This window comes from Bifidobacterium longum subsp. infantis ATCC 15697 = JCM 1222 = DSM 20088 (genome assembly GCF_000269965.1).
GTDB lineage: Bacteria > Actinomycetota > Actinomycetes > Actinomycetales > Bifidobacteriaceae > Bifidobacterium > Bifidobacterium infantis.
Window position 1 is genome coordinate 819,995 of the sequence record NC_017219.1, and the last position, 18,476, is coordinate 838,470.

An 18,476-nucleotide genomic window follows, 5' to 3' on the forward strand; every position below is an offset into this window, starting at 1 on the left:
CGGCACGAAGAATTTACTGAGTGTTTGACTGGGGTCCGGCTACGTAGATTTCACGGAGGATAGGTTGGAACATATGAAGATGTTCCGGCGCCTATCCTCCGTTTTTGCTATTGCGACCATTGCGCCGCTGGCGTTGGCGGCCACGCTAGCCGCGACGCCCGCAATCGCACAGGCCGACCAGTTGCCCAACCCGGATTGGGTGGCATTGCTCTCCGACTACGAAAAGAACTATTGGCAGGCCCCCACCGATGCCGAACACGGTGGCAAGGTGCTCCACGCCGATACCATGAAGCTCGACGAAGATTTGGCCGTGGCCATTAACCACAAAGCCGCCGAAAATCTCGATAAGGATGGCCTGAACGTCCAACGCAAGCGTGCACTCGTCGACTCCGATCTGCAAGCCGAGGAAACCATGCCGGACGCGCTCGGTCCAGTGCTTGGCAAATATATGAGCGAAGGGCTCAAATCCGGGAAACTCAACGCCGTCGCCGATATCTTCTCCTTTAACGTGGCCTCCACCTACGCCTCAAAACGTGCGGCCATGCATCCGCGCCCCTATCTGAACCGTGCGGAAAGCAGCTACGGCGGCACTAACGATCTCGCCGGACTGCCCGCCACGCTCGATATCAAACAATCGCCCTCATGGCTCGAACACATGCCCGGCTACTCGAACTTGCAGAAAAACAGTTCCTACCCCTCCGGCCACACTACCGGCGCCTATTCGTGGGGTATCGCGCTGGCCGGAATGATTCCCGAACTTGCGCCGCAAATCATGGCCCGCACTTCGGAGGCCGGCAACAACCGCATCGTGCTCGGCGTGCATTATCCGCTTGACATCATGGGCGGGCGCATTGGCGCATCCGCCCAGAACGGGCAGTACTGGCATAACGAATTCGCTTCGTCCATCGTGCCCGCGTCCCGGCAGCTGCGCGACTATCTGGTGTCCCGCTGTGCCGCGGACGGCCACGGCACTACCCTCGCCGCCTGCATCGCCAACACCAAGGCCTCCGGTTCGGGCGGCTACACCAACGATTTTCTGGACCCAGTGGCCACCGAGCCGGTCGTGGACCAAGCCTCGGCCGTGCGCGTCTACACCGCACGCCTGACCTACACCTTCCCGCAAGACGCCGCCCATTCCGGCGCTGATCTCGTGGCCCCGCGCGGGGCGGCGGACGTGCTGCGACTGGCCTATCCCGAACTGCACGCCGATCAGCGCAACGCGATTTTGAAAGCCACTGCCTTGGATTCCGGATACCCCCTATGGCAATCGAGCGACGGCTGGCAGCGTATCAACTGGGCCAAAGCCCTGTGCGCCCGCGTCACCTTGGATAAGCACGGCGATGTGGCCAAGGTCGAGACCGCCGACCAGGTGGCGCTTACCGGCCCGAGTGTGGTCAATGCCCAGTACGCCGACGCGGGCAATCACCCGGCGTCTGATAGCTCGGCGGGTGAGAACAGCGCCATTGCGGCCGGGCCGGATCTCGCCACCCTCCATGCCGCGCAACGACCGGCGTTGATCAGCGTAGCCATCGGTACCGCTGTAATCGCGATTGTCGGCGGAATACGGACGGTTCGACGCAAATCCAAGAACCAGCTTCAGCAGTAATTCAGCCAAAGTTCAGTTTGGAGATTTACCGAGTTTGCCTTCATACGGTGTCGGCTTCATCTCCCTCCCATACCCTCGGGATTGCCGACGGTGCCAGGTATTGGCGCAAAGCCAACAATTACGGTCCGAACGACTGCATGCCTATAGATTTGCAGTAACAAGTGAAATGTGAATGTCGCTACGTTGCTAGGTCTCCTGAGTTACAAGACGTACAATCGGGAGCATGGCCAAGGACGACGACAGAACCAACAAGCCTGAAGAGGCCGGCAAGTGGGGTACAGCCGGAAAATCCTCAGGAAAAAACAACAAGAACGGCAAGGGAAAGGAATCCAAAACCGATCGACGGATCGACAAGGTATTACAGCTCGCGGCGGATAGCATAGACACCATCGACTCCAGTGCCAGCGTGCCTGAACGACTGGCACGTGCGGCGAAATCCAGTGAACTGCTCAGCGCCGTATGGTCGTTGCCGCCTGCTCAACGTCTTATGTTCCACCACGGCATGCAGGTCACTGATGTCGAAGGCGATTCCACTCCCGGATTCGACGGCAATAAAGAGGACGCCGAGAAGTTCATTTCGATCAGCGCCTCCGAAATCGCCCGATACCAGCGGCTCATGTACGCGAATGGCGTCAAAGGCTCGACACGGCGGCTGCTCATCGTGCTGCAAGGCATGGATGCCTCCGGCAAGGGCGGCATTGTGCGTCACGTGTTCAGCCAAGGCGACCCGATGGGCATCCATTACCATGGCTTCGGCAAGCCTACGGCCGAGGAGCTCGACCACGACTTCCTCTGGCGTGTGAAGCGTGAATTGCCCAAGCCGGGGTGGATTGCCGTATTCGACCGCTCCCATTATGAAGATGTGGTCATGCCGCACGTCTATGGCACCTATCCCGAAGACGTATGGCGTGCCCGCTACGACCAGATCAACGATTTCGAACGTGAACTGGCCGCCAGCGGATGCGCCATCCTCAAGATCTTCCTCGTGGTAAGCCAGGAAGAACAGAAAAAACACTTTCTTGGGAGGCTGGATGATCCCACCAAGTTCTGGAAATTCGATATCTCCGACCTCGAGGCCCGCGACCGATGGGATGAGTACATGTTCGCTTGGCAGGAAGTGTTCGAGAAAACCAGCACGGCCGCCGCACCGTGGTACCTCGTTCCGGCCGATAACCGCTGGTATTCGCGAGCCGTGGTCTCCGAACTGCTGCGCACCACCTTGAAGAACATGAACATGACCTGGCCTCCCCTCGAACCCGAGGTGGACCCCGACGAGGTGCGCCGCCGGTTGGCGGGAGGCGCCGCATAGCGACGGAGGGTGGCTCGTGCCGCCGGAATAGGCCACTAGGTAGACTGAGCATTATGACTGACGAGAAGGAATACGGATCCCTGGGGCGGCTGGCCCCCGAATGGGACGGTAACGAGCGCGAACGGAATCTTACGGCCGATGACATCTACGAACGATTCTTCGGCTGGGTGGAAGACGTCAAAGGCATCGAACCATGGCCGCATCAGGAAGAGGCCATTATGGACCTCTTGGCCGGCGACCATGTGATTTTGAACACCCCGACCGGTTCGGGCAAATCGCTGGTGGCGCTTGGCATGCACTTCGCCGCCCTGTGCACTGGCCGCCGCTCCTATTACACCGCTCCGATCAAGGCGCTGGTGTCGGAGAAATTCTTCGACTTGGTCGAAGTGTTCGGCCGCGACAACGTCGGCATGATCACCGGCGACAGCCACATCAACGCGGACGCGCCGATCATCTGCTGCACCGCCGAAATCCTCGCCAATCAGGCTTTGCGCGAAGGCGCCCATGCCGACGTGGGCCTCGTGGCGATGGACGAATTCCATTATTACGGTGATCCGGAGCGCGGTTGGGCGTGGCAGGTGCCACTGCTCACGCTGCCGCAAACCCAGTTCCTGCTGATGAGCGCCACGCTCGGCAATGTGGACGCCATTGCCGACAAGCTCTCGGATCTGAACGACACCCCGGACGTGGATGTAATCGCCGACGCGCCGCGACCGGTGCCGTTAAGCTACGAATACACGCTCGATCCGATGGAAAAAACCGTGGAACTCGCCTTCCGCAACGGCGAAACCCCGATTTATGTGGTCCATTTCTCACAGGACGCCGCGCTGGAGACCGCGCAGGCGCTCGCCTCCACTGGCGTGTCCAGCAAGGAACAGCGCCAAGCCATCGCAGAAGCCATCAAAGGCGTCAAATTCACCACAGCCTTCGGCAAGATTCTGCAGCGGCTGCTGCGCACCGGTGTCGGCATCCATCATGCCGGAATGCTGCCTCGCTACCGCCGCCTGGTCGAACAGCTCGCCCAGCAGGGTCTGCTGCCCGTGATCTGCGGCACCGATACATTGGGCGTCGGCATCAATGTGCCGATTCACTCCGTGGTGCTCACGGCCCTGACCAAGTTCGACGGCACCAAGATGCGCCGCCTGCGCGCCCGTGAATTCCACCAGATCGCCGGACGCGCCGGTCGTATGGGATTCGATACCGAGGGACTGGTGATCGCCGAGGCTCCCGAATACGAAATCGAAAACCAGAAGGCCATCGCCAAGGCCGGGGGAGACCCGAAGAAGCTCAAGAAGGTCAAGCGCAAGAAGGCTCCGGAAGGTTTTGTGACCTGGAATCAGAGCACGTTTGACAAGCTCATCGACGCCGAACCGGAAACCCTGGTCCCGCACCTGAAAATCACGCATTCGATGGTGCTCAACGAAGTGGCGCAGGGCGGCGACGCCCGTGCCCGTATCGACGATCTCATCGACGATTCCGCGCAGACCCCCGACCAAAAGGAGCATCTGCACCAGCGGGCCGACGAGATCTTCCAAACCCTGTTCGATACCGAAGTCATCGAAACCGAGGACCGCAAGGACGGCGGCAAGGACTACTACATAACCCTTGATATGCCGGACGACTTCGCCCTCGACCAGCCGCTCTCCCCGTTCCTGCTGGCCGCGCTCGAACTGCTGGACCCCGAGTCCGACACCTATGCGCTGGACGTGATCTCCATGGCCGAGGCCACGCTCGAAGACCCCAAGCAGGTGCTACGTGCCCAGGAGCGTCAGGCCCGAGACAAGGCGATGGCCGATATGAAGGCCGACGGACTCGACTATGACGAGCGTATGGATAAGCTGCAGGAGATTACGTATCCGAAGCCACTGGAAGACATGCTCGAAGCCGCGTTCGACCAGTACCGCCACGATGTGCCGTGGGCCAACGACTACTGGCTATCGCCGAAATCCGTGGTGCGCGACATGGTGGAAACCGCCTCCGACTTCACCGGATACATCACCCGATACAACATCGCCCGCTCCGAAGGTACCCTGTTGCGCTACCTCTCGGACGCCTACCGCACGCTGGCGCGTACCGTGCCGCCCGAAAAACGTGACGAGCAACTCGAAGACATCATCTCCTGGCTGCGCGTGCTCGTGCGCTCCATCGACTCCTCGCTGGTGGATGAATGGGAGAACGCCGGCGATTCCGCCGACCAGTCCGAGGCGGCGGCCTCCTTGGCGGCGCCGGGCAAGAAGAACGCGGTGGTCGAGGACCGACGAGGCCTTATCGTGCTGATCAGAAACGCCATGTTCCGCCGTGTGCAGCTTATGGACCTCGACCAGCCGGACAAGCTCGGCGCGCTCGACAAAGACTGGGGCTACGGCGTGCACGAATGGGAAGATGTGCTCGACGACTACTACGACGAGCACGAGTACGTGGGCATCGGCGCCGAAGCGCGCTCGCCCGAACTGTTCATGTTGGATGACAAGCATGAGAACGACGAGCATACGTGGAAGGTGCGTCAGATTATCGATGATTCCGATGGCGATCACAACTGGGCCATCGAAGGCATCGTGGACCTCGACGCCACCCAAGACACCGGCGAAGTAGTCTTCCACGACTACAAGGTGAGTAACTGATTCCTTTCCTGGCTCCCCTCTCTGAGGGAAGCCAAGGTGTAGCTCGAACGTCTGTTCGAACACTGAGGTACTATAGGACTTTATGAGTGAGAACGATTTGTTTGGGGTGGCTGATGCGCCGGAGTCGATGACACGGCCGTTGGCGGTGCGCATGCGTCCACGCACTTTGGACGAGGTGATTGGCCAAACGCAGGTGTTGGGCCAGGGCTCGCCGCTGCGCCGCCTCGCCAATCCGGCCAGCAAAGGCAGTCTCACCGCGCCGAGCTCCGTAATCCTGTTCGGCCCTCCAGGCGTCGGCAAAACCACGCTCGCCACCATCGTGGCCGGCCAATCCGGCCGCGTGTTTGAGGAACTCTCCGCCGTGACATCCGGCGTCAAAGACGTGCGCGACGTACTCACCCGCGCTCACGAACGGCTCGTGTCACGCGGCCAGGAAACCGTACTGTTCATCGACGAGGTGCATCGCTTCTCCAAATCCCAGCAGGATGCGCTGCTTCCCGCCGTCGAAAACCGCGACGTGACCTTTATCGGCGCCACCACCGAGAACCCGAGCTTTTCCATCATCAAACCGTTGCTCTCCCGTTCGGTGGTCGTCAAGCTTGAGTCATTGGAGCCTGATCAGCTCACCGAACTGGTGCAGCGCGCGCTGACTGATGACCGCGGTCTCAAGGGCGAGGTCAAAGCCACGGACGAAGCCATCGCCGATATCGTGCGCATGGCCGGTGGCGACGCACGCAAGAGTCTCACGATTCTGGAGGCCGCGGCTGGCGCGGTCACCGGCGACGAAGCCCGCAAAAAGGGCGCACGCCGACCCATCATCACCCCCGAAATCGTGGCTACGGTAATGGACACCGCCACCGTGCGCTACGACAAAGACGGCGATGACCATTACGACGTGATTTCCGCATTCATCAAATCCATGCGGGGCTCCGATCCGGATGCCGCCATCCATTATCTGGCGCGCATGCTGAAAGCGGGTGAAGATCCGCGCTTCATCGCCCGTCGCATCATGATTGCCGCCAGCGAGGAAGTCGGCATGGCCGCCCCGCAGATTTTGCAGGTCACCGTGGCCGCGGCGCAGGCCGTGGCGCTGGTCGGCATGCCTGAGGCACGTATTATTTTGGCCGAAGCCACGATTGCCGTGGCCACCGCGCCCAAATCAAACGCCAGCTATAACGCCATCAACCAGGCGCTCGCGGACGTGGATGCCGGCAAGATCGGCGCTGTTCCGCTGTATTTGAGGAACGCCCCCACCAAGCTTATGAAAGAGTGGGGCAACCACGAGGGCTACAAGTATGCGCACGATTGGCCCGGTGCCGTGGCACCGCAGGAATATATGCCCGAAGAGCTGCGTGGCACCGAGTACTACCATCCCAACGATCGCGGCTACGAACACGAAGTCAGCCAGCGTCTCGTCCGAATCCGCACGATACTGCACGGTGACGAATCCGGGCGGGAGGCGTCGCGGGCCGCGGACTGACGGTCTTAGGCGCGCCGGCGTGAGGCGCGAATGCGGAACGCGGTGGCCAGACAGCACCAGCCAATCAGGCAGATAACCGTCATCGTGGCAAACGTCCATGTGCCGCCGACGGCAGTGGCATGAGCAAACTCAGCGGTGCCTTCTTCTCCTGCGCCGGCCTGAGCCACGGAAAGAATCGTGGAGAACAGTGCGGTACCGGCAGCGCCGCCAAACTGAAGACACGTGTTGAAAATGGCGTTGCCGTCCGGCTTGAACTCGGGAGAGACCTCCGACAGGCCACTGGTCATCACATTCGCATTGCCGATGGAATAGAACAGACCGAAAATGAAATAGAATCCGGCGAGCAGCACGGGCGTAAGCTGCATCGAGAACACCAGCATAAGCACTGGGCCCAAAATAGCGATGCCGATCGGAATCAGAATCGGCTTGACCGCGCCGAACTTATCGTAGAACCAGCCGCCAAGCGGGGCACAGACAGCGCCGACCAGTGCTCCGGGCAGCACCAGAGAGCCGGCCACAAATGCCGTGGTGCCGAGCGAGAGCTGTGCCACATTGGTGATGACATAGCCGTAGCCGATGGCGACCAATGGCAGCAGCAGATATGCGCAGGCGTGTAACAGTACGGCGGGATCCTTGAGAATGCCAAGGCGCAGCAGCGGGGAGAAGGCACGCTTGGAACTCATGGCGAACACGATCAGCAAGGCGAGGCCCACAATCAGACTGACAATGGCGATAATGCCGGAGCGTGTGGCTGACTTGCCGGACACCGCCGCACTGATGGACACGCCACCTTGGTTCAGCGCCAGCACCAGACCGACCAGCGCGACAACAATGGACCAAAGCTGAATCGGGTCAAGATAGGCAGCTTCGGTCGGTGTCTTCTGCTCAATGCACTTCATGCCGATGAATGCTGCGATTAGCACCAGCGGAATGGCGATGACGAAGATCGCGCGCCACGGCAGCACTGTGGTCACCGCGCCGCCGACGGTCGGGCCGATGGCCGGAGCCACGGTAATGACCAGCGATCCTACGCCCATCAATCGGCCGATCTTCGAACGAGGAGACTGCTCCAGAATGATGTTGATCATCAACGGCGTGGCCACGCCTGAGCCAATGCCCTGAATAATGCGGGCGACAATCAGCAGCGGGAAGGCTTGGGCGACGATCATGATCAGCGAGCCAACGATGGCCAGAATCACAGCCGCAAGAAAAATGGTTTTCAGTGCGAGCCGGCGCTTCAAAAACGAGCTGATGGGCATGGTGGCGGCCACCGCCAACAGATAAATCGTGGTAATCCATTGCACAGTGGCCGTGTCGACATGGAATTCGCGCATCAGTGCGGGGAAAAGCACGGTCATCACGGTTTCGGTCAGAATGCCAATGAAGGCAAGTGAGCCGACAGCCACAATCGCGCCGATAAGACGTGTGGGAATCTTCTCGTTATCAATATGCTGCTCAGGCATACATGCTCCTAAACGTTCGGTTGCAATGTATGGAATGTAAGGTTTACCAACCGGCGTAGGTACCTGTGCGTGCGGATAAACCGGCAATCGTACTGCCTTGGCTGCACGCTATGGAATCACAAAACCACCTGTGAGTGTACGGTTCGGGGCGGACGCTACGGTCGATGCGCAATGGGCTGTCCCTTGGTTGGGTGGGGTTTGATGGGGCGGGTTCGGCATTGGTCCGGCGGGGCGGGTTCGGCATTGGTTCAGCATGAGGAAACACGCGATAATATCCGCCCTGCCGCCTAGTTTGGTGAGCCATGGGTATTGAGAACACGCATAAGCTGATTGTCAACTGCCTGCCTCTCAACGAAGGAGAACGGCGGGCTTTCGCCAAGGCGGCCCGCGATGTGCCGCAGGAATTCGTGGGCGACGAAGCGCACATCGGCGACATGGTCTGGTCGGCCGCTGTTCCCGAGGAGCTTCGCTCCCGAGCTACCGCAGTCATCGGCAACTTCCCGGTCTCGCAGGCTTCCCAATACACCCGTCTTGAATGGTTGCAGACCTTCAGCGCCGGTGTGGATGCGTACATCCGCCCGGGTGTGCTGCCTCGCGGCACCATGGTCACCAATGCGAGCGGCGCGTATGGCCAAAGCGTGTCGGAACACATGTTCGCCACCATGTGGGCATTGATGAAGAACCTCAACCGGTATGCCTCCAATCAGCGTGATCATCAGTGGCGGGATGAAGGCCCGGTATTGAGCCCGGAAGGTGGCATCGCGCTGATTATCGGCGTCGGCGACATCGGGTCGCATTTCGCTCAGCTTGCCCAATCCGTAGGTATGCGTACCTTCGGCGTGCGCCGTCATGCGGATGTGCCGGCCAAGGGCATTGAAAAGATGTATGGCTTCGAGCGGCTGGAAGCACTGCTGCCATTGGCGGACGTGGTGGCGATGGCGGTGCCGCGCTCGCCGCAGACCCATCATCTGCTGAATGCGGATCGTCTGGGTCGTCTGAAATCCACGGCCATCGTGATCAATGCCGGGCGTGGCGACGCCATCGATCACGAGGCCTTGGCCGACGCCTTGCACAATGGACGGCTCCACGGTGCCGGGTTGGACGTCACCGAGCCTGAGCCGTTGCCGGCGGAAAGTCCGTTGTGGGATGAGCCGCATTGCCTGATCACCCCGCATGTGGCCGGCGGCAATCATTTGGAAAAGACTTCCGAACACATCATCCGCATCGCCCTCACCAACGTTTCCCGCTATGCCAAACAGCAGGAACTGTTGAATCTCGTGCGATACTGATTCGCCTGTATCAGGTGTACATGAACTCATGTACACGGCCGGCGTGTCGCATCCCACGGCGGCTGCGGCATCGAGATAATACCTGCGGAGGCGTGGTTGATCAGAGGCCCAATGAACGTGGCCCGAGGTCAGTCTCAGTCTGATAGTTCGTAGCCGTTGGCGTCTTTATGCCACGGCGAGCCGGGCTTGCTGCACAGGATGATGATGCCTTCAACAAAGCCCCAGATGGCGGCTGCGATTGGGCCAAGTCCGAGCAGAATCCAGCCGACAAGCGTCAGCAGCAGCTGGGCCACGGCCTTGCCGGTGTTGCCGAGATAGAAGTTGTGCACACCAAGTCCGCCGAGGAAGATGCCCAACAGGCCGGCAGCCAACTTGGACTTGGATGATTGCCACACCGGGGCGGCGGCATACGGAGCGGCGGTGTATTGCGGCTGTGCGTAGGCATTCGGCTGCTGGTAGGCCTGTCCATAGCCGGGCTGCTGGCCGTAGCCCGCTACGGGCTGTGCGGGCTGGCCGTACTGAGGCTGGCCGTACTGAGGCTGAGCGTACTGAGGCTGAGCGTATGCGCCGGCGGGCTGGCCGTATTGCGGCTGCTGCTGGCCGTAGCTTTCGGCGGCGGGTTGAGCGTATGCGGCGGGCTGTGGGGCGCCATAGCCCTGCGGCTGCTGTGCGGCATCTTGGCAGTACGACGGCTGTGCGGGCTGTGGAACACTGTCCGAACCGTACGGTTGTTGTTGATCATCAGTCATGTGGATCGGTCCCTTCTCAATCGGGAACGGCAGTACCTTCTTACCGTTTCTGCACAACATCATCTCACGTTTTGCACAATAGTAGAACCTGCCGCGCTACGATTGGGCCATGAAAAGTTTCCTGACCAGCTGGTTGATTATGACTATCGCCGCCGCCGTCATGGTCGCGGTGACTCCCGGCATGACCCCGGTGGGGGAGCCTCCGATTCTCGGCATCGCCGTGTTCGCTTTGTTCATGGCGCTGATTAATGCGTCAATCAAGCCGATTGTGCATCTGATCGCACTGCCGTTTGCGATTCTGTCTCTCGGGCTGGTCACCTTGATTATCAATTGGCTGTTCATGCGACTCGCCAGCTGGCTGGCGGTCAGTTTGTTCGGCGTGGGCGTCTTCGTACACGGTTTCTGGTGGTCGGTACTGGGGTCCTTGGTTCTGACCATTGTTGCGGGAATCGTCGGGTCCATCTTGGATCAGTGACGGTGCTCGCTGGGCGAATATGAGTAATGGCGGTTGGAATCGGACTGATTCCAACCGCCATTACTCATATCAAGCTACGGGATCGAGCAGAGCGAACATTACTCGCGCACCAAGCGGATATGCTCCACATCGTCGCGCCGGGAGCGACGGAACAGCACGAAACGATTGCCGATGGACTGCACCACTTCGGCGTTCAGCTGCTCGGCAAGCCCGGCGGCGGCTTCCTTGGCGGTCATGCCCGAACCGTCCTGTACCGCGCACTTGATGAGCTCGTGCTTCTCAATGGTCTCATCGGCCTGATTGACGGCCGACTCGGTCAAATCGTTCTTGCCCACATAGAACAGGGGCTTCAGCGAGTTCGCCATCGCGCGCAGCTGCTTGATTTGCTTCTTGGTCAATGCCATGGGAATTTCCTTACATCTTTCGTATAACCACACCAGCATAGCAACCGGTGCTGTCTGTGCTGTTTGCCGCCCTACAGCGCGATGATGGCCGCGATGTAGACGATGACGGCAGCGGCGAATACGAGATCTCGCGCGGCGATGGTCAGGGCACGCCAGTGGGTGCGGCGGATGCCCTCCTCATAGCAGCGGGCGTCAAGTGCGAGGCTCAGGTTGTCCGCGTGACGCAACGTGCCGGCGAAAATCGGCACGATAATCGCGCTCATCGCCTTGATACGCTGGGCCAGCGAACCGGTTTCGATGGAACCGCCACGCGCGGATTGGGCATCGACGATGGCGCGGGTTTCATCGGTCAGCGTTGGAATGAATCGCAATGCCAGACTCATGACCAGCGCGATTTCTTGGGCATGGATACCGAGCCGGTTGAGCGGACTGATCAAGGTGTCGAAGGCGTCGGTCATGGCGGTAGGCGTGGTGGTAGTGAGGAACACCGCGCCCAGAATGATTACCAATGCGAAACGGCAGGCGTACAGCACGGCTATGGTCACGCCCTGATCGGTGATGCTTAGCGGTCCAAGCACCACCACCGGCGTGCCGGTGCGTACCACAAACAGATTGACCACGCCCATCAGCCCCAGCAGGATCAGAATCGGATGAATGGATTCAAGCACCCGTAACGGGTTCAGGCGTGCCGCCGCGATAACGGCCAGGGTGATGGCAATGCCCAGTGCAAGCTGGAGGGGTGTGTTCACCGCGAACATCGTGAACATGGCGGCCAGGAAACCCACCATCTTCACGCGCGGGTCAAGTCGGTGTATCACTGAGTGCACAGGGCCGTTGGAGGATACGGCCGTGGCGGTGACGGTGGCCGTGACGGGGCCGCCGGATGCGGGGGCGGCAATCGGCATACGGACCACGCGGTCGGCGATTTGCTTGGCCTCCTCCCAGTCATGGGTGATGATGAGCACGGTCACGCCACGTGATTTGAGCATGCGCAACAGCTCATGGATGCGCTCCTTGGCCTGGACGTCCAGGCTCGCGGTCGGCTCGTCCATGATGAGCACGTCAGGATTGCAGGCCAGCACGCCGGCGATGGCCACCAATCGCTGCTGTCCGCCGGACAGGTCGAAAGGGGAGCGGTCGGCAAGATGCCCGATATGCAACAGGTCCAGTGATTCGCGCACACGGTCGGCCACCTCGGCCTCGGCGAGCCCCTGGTTGCGCGGGCCGTACGCCACGTCCTCGGCCACCGTGTCCGCGAACAACTGGTGCTCCGGATGCTGCATCACGTAACCCACATGCCGGCGCAATTGCGCCAATTGCCTGCGATTCGCCGGCTTCGGCCGTGCGTTGCTACCGCGTTTGCCGGTCGAGGCCACCGGAACGCCGGCCACCTCGATGCTGCCGGCGGTCGGCGCGGCCAGCGCGCACAACATGCGCACCAGCGTCGACTTGCCCGAACCATTCACGCCCATCAGTGCCACGGTTTCACCGCGCGCGATGGTGAACGACAGGTCATCGATAACCGCCCGTTTGGCCGAAGGATAGCGATAGGTCAGATGCGAGACGCGAATAATGGGGTCCGTCATATCACCGATGCCATCGGAGAGCAGCGGCAGTTCGGAGCCGTCTTCGCGCTCCCGCTGGCGGGGGCTGTCGTTCGTAGGACGACTGGGGGCGGCTTCTGTGCCGATGCCACCCTCGGTCTCGCTTTGCGAGACAGCCTCCGCCAGCGGGGGTCGATTATCGACGGCTGCAGTGACACCAACGATTCGCCCGGCCTCCATGCGCACGATGCGATCGGCATGAACGGTCTCATCCGGATGATGCGTGACATGCACGATTGTGGTGCCGCGCGCCTGCAAATCATCCAAAATGCGCATAACTTCGGCGCGTGCGGATTCGTCCAGCATGGCGGTCGGCTCATCCAATACCAGCATCGCCGGGTTCATGGCCAGCATGCCGGCGATGGCGGCGCGTTGCTGCTGCCCCCCGCTCATACGGGTCGGGTCGGACTGGCGTAAGTTCGCCAACCCCACGGCCTGCAATGAATCAACGATACGCTCGCTGATGAGCCCGCGCTCCAGCCCGAGATTCTCCGGGCCAAAGGCCACGTCATCCTCCAACACGGTGGTGACCAGCTGATCCTCGGGATTCTGGAACACCATACCGATGCCGCGGCGGGCAGCACGATAGGCATCGGCATTCGGGCCAGCTTCGTGCACGCGTTGCCCCAGTAACGTCACTTCACCACCGTCCGGCGCGGTCAATCCCGCAATCAGACGGGCCAACGTGGACTTGCCCGACCCGTTCGGACCGACCAAGCATAGGCGCTCGCCGGCATGGACCGTGAGCGAAACACCATCCAAAGCCCATGAGGTGCCGCGGTCATAGCTGAAACGAATGTCCTTGAGTACGGCGGCGGGGGAGACAGACTCGGCGGAAGCGTGAGGTTCGGCAGAATCGTGGAACTCGTCGGCGTCGAAGGAATGGGGTGCAACGGTCATGAAACAGTAATCCGTAACTGATAGGCGAAAACGCAGAATCCCGGCAAAGGCCGGAGTTCTGCGTTCTTGTTCTTTGAGTGGTCGTTGAGTGATCGTTAGTCGTGGCGGGCATAGGCCCGTCTCAGGCCAGTCACTGCTGCTTGGACAGCAGGTTGGAGACCGGCTTGTAGATCAGGAAGGTGATCACGGCGTGAATCGCCATCTTAGCCACGTTGAACGGTAGCAGAATCGGCAGAATCATCGCGGCCACAGCCTGGTAGGTCATGTGCGCGTAAATCGGCGTGACGATGAGGTTGCCCACCAGCGCCACCACGATGGCCAGCACCGCACCCACCAGAATGCCGATGGCGGCACCCTTGCGCGTACGGATCTTACGGTAGATGAACGCGGCCGGCACAGACAGGAACAGCGCCACCAGCACAGCCATCAGCGAACCCCACGGGTCGGCGAACATGTGCGGCACAAAGCCGAGCACAGACACGATTGCGGCGGCGGCCGGACCGTACGCAAAGCCGGCGATCAGGCAGACGATGCCGGACGGGTCGTACTTCAGCCAAGTGACCGGCGTAATCGGGAATTCAATGAAGCTGGTGACCATCGCCAGCGCCACGAACAGTGCATACATGGCGATACGGCGCGTGGACCAGCGGCCGGAATCGGCCACGCCAGTGGTGTGTGAGCCAAGTTTGGCGTTGGTGCTGGCGGTGGACGCGCTGGCCGAACCCTCGGCCTCGGGCGCCACAGAACGAACAACTTGCATGCGGATACGCGAAGATACGCTCATAATGAGCCCTCGTTTCTTTCATCCGGACTATACCGTTGGCTCCGGAATCTCACCGGATCAGCCGCTTGCGCGGGTCGCGGGCTTCCCGCCATCCCCGTTATGAAACCCGGGGTACAGGTTACCGCCAGTAAGGAATTGCACCTTCCCTGAAACTGACAGGCTTATTCATACGCCATGCGCCGGACGTACGCAACCCGCGTTTCACTGTGCAGAAATTCGTCTTGTGCCGGTCAAGTGCAACAATGGGAGCCATGGCTGAAGTGAAGAAACCCAACAACACCATCGACAAGCTTGCCCTGATCGTCACCACCTACAAACGTCAGCAGCTGCTCGAGGTACTGTTCGATTCGATTCTGGCGCTTGAGCAGGCACCGTGGCGCATCGTCATCGTGGACAACGAGCAGTCCGATCAGACGGCGGACATGGTCGCTGCGTTTGCCGGCAAGGTGACCGGCCAATGGGGCACCACCGTGGCCGACCAGTCCGGCAACGAAGAACGTGTGGTCTATGCGCCGCAGACCGAGAACCTGGGTGGTGCGGGCGGTTTCTCCGCCGGCGTGGCCAAAGCCTACGAGCTGGGTGCCGCATGGTTCTGGGTGATGGACGACGATGTGGCCGTGCTGCCGGACGCCATTGCCAAGCTGTCCAAGTGGACCGACAGGCACGAGGTGATTCAGGGATCCCGATTCGATTACGATGGCGGCCCGTTCTACTGGCAGTACGACTTCATTGTGCCGCTGGGCATTCCGAACCCGATTGCGCCCGCCGCATTCGGCCCGGCCGGGTATCGAGTGATGGACACGCTGTGCTTCGAAGGCGGCCTGTTCAACCGCCGTGTGGTCACGGAAATCGGTCTGCCGGACCCGCGCTTCTTCATCTACTGGGATGACACGATGTATGGCTACCGCGCCAGCAAGGTCACCAACCCGATTGTGGTGCCCGACGTGATCCTGCGCCGTACGCGCGAAATCGGCAATTGGGATATCGCCGGTGTGCGCCAGCTCAACTCCACATCCGACATGAACCGGTATCACATCATGCGCAACCGCGGATACATGGCCCGGTACTTCATGACCTATGGTGACTTCCGTCCGCTGGTGTTTGGACTGGGTACCGTGCTCACCGCGGCCAAGGAAGTCATTCGCCTGGTGATGGTGGATCGCGAGCACCTCAAGACCGGTTTGGTGCAGATTGCCAAGGGCTGGTGGGCCTCGCGCAAGCTGATGCACGACCCCACCTGGAAGCCCATGCCGTCGCTTGAGTGACGGCCATGCCCCGGCCCGTCCGGCGCGTCCGCGTGATGGTCGCGTTAGACTTGGGCGAAATCGTGGATCGATGACATATAAGGAAAGGAAGTCAACGATGATTGAGACCGCACAGGCTTTTGGCGTCGACATCGGAGGATCCGGCATCAAGGCCGCGCCCGTCGACCTCACCAAGGGCGACTTCGCCGAACCGCGACTGAAGATTCTCACTCCCGAGGTCTCCACTCCTCAGGCCGTGGCCAAAATCGTCAAGCAGCAGCTCGACCACTTCGAAGTGCCTGAATCCGCACCCGTTGGCATCGCCTTCCCCGCGCCGATCAAGCCCGGCCAGAAGCTCGACTTCATGGCCAACCTCGACCAGTCTTGGATTGGCGTGGACGTTACTGAGGTGTTCTCCGAAGCCTGCGGACGCCCGGTCGTCGTGGTGAACGACGCCGACGCCGCCGGCCTGGCCGAAGTCCAGTTCGGTGCCGCCAAGGGCCAGGATGGTCTGGTCATCGCCACCACACTGGGCACCGGCATCGGCACCGCCTTGATCTACAACGGCGCGCTCATCCCGAACACCGAACTCGGACACATCATCCTGAGCGCCAAGCATCTGGACGCCGAGAAGTACGCCTCCTCCGCGATTCGCGAGAACGAGGAACTGGGCTACAAGAAGTGGGCCAAGCGTCTGACCAAGTACTACGGCCTTATGGAGAAGTACTTCAACCCGGACCTGTTCACCGTCGGCGGCGGCGTGAGCCGTCAGAGCGAAAAGTTCCTGCCGTACGTGGATATCAAGACCCCGATTGTGCCCGCCAAGCTGCGTAACCAGGCTGGCATCGTCGGTGCCGCCTACTACGCCAGCACCAAGCAGCAGTGAGCTGAGTTATTTCTGCTGGCGCAGGAGCCGTATTGACCATATGTAAGGCCGTCCAAGTATTTCGGGCGGCCTTTTTTAATGAGTAATTCGTTCATTAGGTCGATTTTGTGTTCATTAGGTCACTCCCATTCCAGACCTGAATTGCAATGGGCTCGGAATGGCGGCGTTTCAAGCATCAACAATTGTGAGGCTCGACTAGCAGTGACCTAATGAGCGCGAAAATGACCTAATGAATGTAGCTAGGCCGTTATTCGATGTGGATTGAAGTCATAGTATGTCTGACGACTCCGCTGCCGTGCCGCACGATTGTCGTAGTGCTGGATGCTGGTGGATATGAGGCCTCGATATACCTGGCTCGGCAGGGGTGGTTTTATCGTGGGAAGGTATGAGCGTGCATTTCTCTTCTCGTGTGGATATTTCTGCGCCGAATCCCATTGCGGCGGCCGAGGCGGCAGCCAAGGCAAACGGCATCGCACTCAGCAAACTCAACGATTCCAATCCGACCCGCCACGGGTTGGCACCCGAATTGGTGCCGAGCGTGTATACGGCCGACCCGCGTGGACCGCGTGCGGCACGAGAATCATTGGCCGCATTCCTCAATACGGCAAACGTGGTAGACGCAAGCAGCCCTCAGTTGGCTTCGCCCGCCGCCGGCGAGGGCAGGAACGAGCGCCATGCCGTTTTCGTCAATGCGAATACCGCCATCGAGGGCGTTGACCCGGACGCCCTGTACCTGCTGAGCTCCACGTCCGAGGCGTATTCATGGCTGATTAAGTTACTTTGCAACGCCGGCGACGCGGTGCTGGCACCCAAACCCGGCTATCCGCTGATCGAGTCGATTGCACGGCTTGAATGCGTCGACACGGTCGAATACCAGTTGCAATTCGACGGCTCCTGGTTCATCGACATCGCCGAACTCGAGCGGCTACTCAGCGAGCCCGGTGGCGAACTCATCAGAGCATTGGTGCTCATCAACCCGAACAATCCGACCGGTTCGTACGTAAAACCAACCGAGCGTGCACATATCGTGACATTGTGCCGTGAACATGGCATCGCCCTTATCGCCGATGAAGTGTTCTTCGATTACTCTCTCGAACCTTTCCCCGGCGACGCACGGCTCGCGGGGGAGCGTGGCGTGCTCACCTTCGCCTTAGACGGATTCTCCAAGATGCTGGCCGCGCCGCACGCCAAAGTCGGATGGATTCAGGTGTCCGGACCCGACGAGGACGTTGCCGAGGCCCAGCGTCGACTGGACGTCATCGCCGATGATTATCTGCCGATGAGTGACATCATCGCCGAACGGATTCCCGCATTATTGAACGCCGCGCCTGCACAGACCAGACGGGTGGGGGAGCGCGTGCGCGATAATCTTGCCAAGCTGCATACGCTGCTCAATGCCGATCCCAACGGGCTGGTCAGCGTGCTACGGGCCGAAGGCGGTTGGAACGTGCTGCTACGAGTGCCCTCAGTCATCGATGAGAACGAAATGGTGTTGCGGCTGATTGACGAGCACCAACTCACCGGACAGCCCGGCTACTTCTTCGACATGACCTCCAATGGATACCTGGCCGTTTCCCTGCTGCCCGAACCGGACGAATTCGAGCGTGGCATCCGCGCCGTGCTCAATACCGTCGCCGCTTTGCTGCGATAGGCCGGTGTTTG

14 protein-coding genes and 1 riboswitch are annotated in these 18,476 nt (G+C 60.5%); of the genes, 9 read left to right on the forward strand and 5 right to left on the reverse strand.

The window, feature by feature from the left end; all coding sequences use genetic code 11:
- The first annotated feature begins 73 nt into the window (after nucleotides 1–73).
- From BLIJ_RS03615 to BLIJ_RS03630, 4 genes are all read left to right on the forward strand, one after another.
- On the forward strand, nucleotides 74–1,606 hold the full coding sequence (locus tag BLIJ_RS03615; RefSeq protein WP_012577103.1) for an acid phosphatase: 1,533 nt from the start codon (nucleotides 74–76) through the stop codon (nucleotides 1,604–1,606).
- 223 nt (nucleotides 1,607–1,829) lie between these two features.
- Nucleotides 1,830–2,915: a polyphosphate kinase 2 family protein gene (locus BLIJ_RS03620; protein ID WP_012577104.1), complete on the forward strand. Its 1,086-nt coding sequence runs from the start codon at nucleotides 1,830–1,832 to the stop codon at nucleotides 2,913–2,915.
- 53 nt (nucleotides 2,916–2,968) lie between these two features.
- The gene (locus BLIJ_RS03625) at nucleotides 2,969–5,536 is read left to right on the forward strand and encodes a DEAD/DEAH box helicase (RefSeq protein ID WP_012577105.1); all 2,568 of its coding nucleotides are present in this window, start codon (nucleotides 2,969–2,971) and stop codon (nucleotides 5,534–5,536) included.
- 82 nt (nucleotides 5,537–5,618) lie between these two features.
- Nucleotides 5,619–7,016, forward strand: a complete 1,398-nt coding sequence (locus BLIJ_RS03630) for a replication-associated recombination protein A (protein ID WP_012577106.1) — start codon at nucleotides 5,619–5,621, stop codon at nucleotides 7,014–7,016.
- Nucleotides 7,017–7,021: 5 nt separating this feature from the next.
- On the opposite strand, the gene BLIJ_RS03635 is transcribed toward BLIJ_RS03630, so the two are convergent.
- On the reverse strand, nucleotides 7,022–8,479 hold the full coding sequence (locus BLIJ_RS03635) for an MFS transporter (RefSeq protein WP_012577107.1): 1,458 nt from the start codon (nucleotides 8,477–8,479) through the stop codon (nucleotides 7,022–7,024).
- A 302-nt stretch (nucleotides 8,480–8,781) separates the two neighbouring features.
- On the opposite strand from BLIJ_RS03635, the gene BLIJ_RS03640 reads away from it, so the two are divergent.
- Complete coding sequence (locus BLIJ_RS03640) at nucleotides 8,782–9,768, forward strand: D-2-hydroxyacid dehydrogenase (RefSeq protein ID WP_012577108.1); 987 nt, start codon at nucleotides 8,782–8,784, stop codon at nucleotides 9,766–9,768.
- Between the two features lie 134 nt (nucleotides 9,769–9,902).
- Here the strand turns inward: BLIJ_RS03640 and BLIJ_RS03645 are convergent, their stop codons facing one another.
- On the reverse strand, nucleotides 9,903–10,577 hold the full coding sequence (locus tag BLIJ_RS03645) for a TM2 domain-containing protein (RefSeq protein ID WP_012577109.1): 675 nt from the start codon (nucleotides 10,575–10,577) through the stop codon (nucleotides 9,903–9,905).
- A 49-nt stretch (nucleotides 10,578–10,626) separates the two neighbouring features.
- Here BLIJ_RS03645 and BLIJ_RS03650 point away from each other — a divergent pair, with 49 nt between their 5' ends.
- Nucleotides 10,627–10,992, forward strand: coding sequence for a phage holin family protein (locus tag BLIJ_RS03650; RefSeq protein WP_012577110.1), 366 nt, complete (start codon nucleotides 10,627–10,629; stop codon nucleotides 10,990–10,992).
- 98 nt (nucleotides 10,993–11,090) lie between these two features.
- Here BLIJ_RS03650 and BLIJ_RS03655 read toward each other — a convergent pair whose 3' ends face one another.
- The 3 genes from BLIJ_RS03655 to BLIJ_RS03665 all read right to left on the reverse strand — a co-directional run bounded on the left by BLIJ_RS03655 (nucleotide 11,091) and on the right by BLIJ_RS03665 (nucleotide 14,684).
- Nucleotides 11,091–11,396, reverse strand: a complete 306-nt coding sequence (locus tag BLIJ_RS03655; RefSeq protein WP_012577111.1) for a YhbY family RNA-binding protein — start codon at nucleotides 11,394–11,396, stop codon at nucleotides 11,091–11,093.
- Between the two features lie 71 nt (nucleotides 11,397–11,467).
- A complete protein-coding gene (locus BLIJ_RS03660) occupies nucleotides 11,468–13,900 on the reverse strand; it encodes an energy-coupling factor transporter ATPase (protein ID WP_012577112.1) in 2,433 nt (810 codons plus the stop codon).
- 130 nt (nucleotides 13,901–14,030) lie between these two features.
- Complete coding sequence (locus tag BLIJ_RS03665; RefSeq protein ID WP_012577113.1) at nucleotides 14,031–14,684, reverse strand: ECF transporter S component; 654 nt, start codon at nucleotides 14,682–14,684, stop codon at nucleotides 14,031–14,033.
- Nucleotides 14,685–14,690: 6 nt separating this feature from the next.
- A riboswitch (FMN riboswitch) is annotated at nucleotides 14,691–14,842 on the reverse strand.
- A 93-nt stretch (nucleotides 14,843–14,935) separates the two neighbouring features.
- Here BLIJ_RS03665 and BLIJ_RS03670 point away from each other — a divergent pair.
- The 3 genes from BLIJ_RS03670 to BLIJ_RS03680 all read left to right on the forward strand — a co-directional run bounded on the left by BLIJ_RS03670 (nucleotide 14,936) and on the right by BLIJ_RS03680 (nucleotide 18,465).
- Nucleotides 14,936–15,949 carry a glycosyltransferase family 2 protein gene (locus tag BLIJ_RS03670; RefSeq protein ID WP_014484685.1) on the forward strand — a complete coding sequence of 338 codons (1,014 nt, stop codon included), beginning with the start codon at nucleotides 14,936–14,938 and terminating at the stop codon, nucleotides 15,947–15,949.
- A gap of 97 nt (nucleotides 15,950–16,046) precedes the next feature.
- Complete coding sequence (gene ppgK, locus BLIJ_RS03675) at nucleotides 16,047–16,814, forward strand: polyphosphate--glucose phosphotransferase (protein ID WP_012577115.1); 768 nt, start codon at nucleotides 16,047–16,049, stop codon at nucleotides 16,812–16,814.
- A gap of 385 nt (nucleotides 16,815–17,199) precedes the next feature.
- Complete coding sequence (locus BLIJ_RS03680) at nucleotides 17,200–18,465, forward strand: pyridoxal phosphate-dependent aminotransferase (RefSeq protein ID WP_012577116.1); 1,266 nt, start codon at nucleotides 17,200–17,202, stop codon at nucleotides 18,463–18,465.
- The last annotated feature ends 11 nt before the right edge of the window (nucleotides 18,466–18,476 follow it).

Coding starts and splice junctions, on each gene's coding strand:
- BLIJ_RS03615 (WP_012577103.1), top strand. CDS start 74: ATGAAGATGTTCCGGCGCCTATCCTCCGTTTTTGCTATTGCGACCATT.
- BLIJ_RS03620 (WP_012577104.1), top strand. CDS start 1,830: ATGGCCAAGGACGACGACAGAACCAACAAGCCTGAAGAGGCCGGCAAG.
- BLIJ_RS03625 (WP_012577105.1), top strand. CDS start 2,969: ATGACTGACGAGAAGGAATACGGATCCCTGGGGCGGCTGGCCCCCGAA.
- BLIJ_RS03630 (WP_012577106.1), top strand. CDS start 5,619: ATGAGTGAGAACGATTTGTTTGGGGTGGCTGATGCGCCGGAGTCGATG.
- BLIJ_RS03635 (WP_012577107.1), bottom strand. CDS start 8,479: ATGCCTGAGCAGCATATTGATAACGAGAAGATTCCCACACGTCTTATC.
- BLIJ_RS03640 (WP_012577108.1), top strand. CDS start 8,782: ATGGGTATTGAGAACACGCATAAGCTGATTGTCAACTGCCTGCCTCTC.
- BLIJ_RS03645 (WP_012577109.1), bottom strand. CDS start 10,577: ATGTTGTGCAGAAACGGTAAGAAGGTACTGCCGTTCCCGATTGAGAAG.
- BLIJ_RS03650 (WP_012577110.1), top strand. CDS start 10,627: ATGAAAAGTTTCCTGACCAGCTGGTTGATTATGACTATCGCCGCCGCC.
- BLIJ_RS03655 (WP_012577111.1), bottom strand. CDS start 11,396: ATGGCATTGACCAAGAAGCAAATCAAGCAGCTGCGCGCGATGGCGAAC.
- BLIJ_RS03660 (WP_012577112.1), bottom strand. CDS start 13,900: ATGACCGTTGCACCCCATTCCTTCGACGCCGACGAGTTCCACGATTCT.
- BLIJ_RS03665 (WP_012577113.1), bottom strand. CDS start 14,684: ATGAGCGTATCTTCGCGTATCCGCATGCAAGTTGTTCGTTCTGTGGCG.
- BLIJ_RS03670 (WP_014484685.1), top strand. CDS start 14,936: ATGGCTGAAGTGAAGAAACCCAACAACACCATCGACAAGCTTGCCCTG.
- ppgK (WP_012577115.1), top strand. CDS start 16,047: ATGATTGAGACCGCACAGGCTTTTGGCGTCGACATCGGAGGATCCGGC.
- BLIJ_RS03680 (WP_012577116.1), top strand. CDS start 17,200: ATGAGCGTGCATTTCTCTTCTCGTGTGGATATTTCTGCGCCGAATCCC.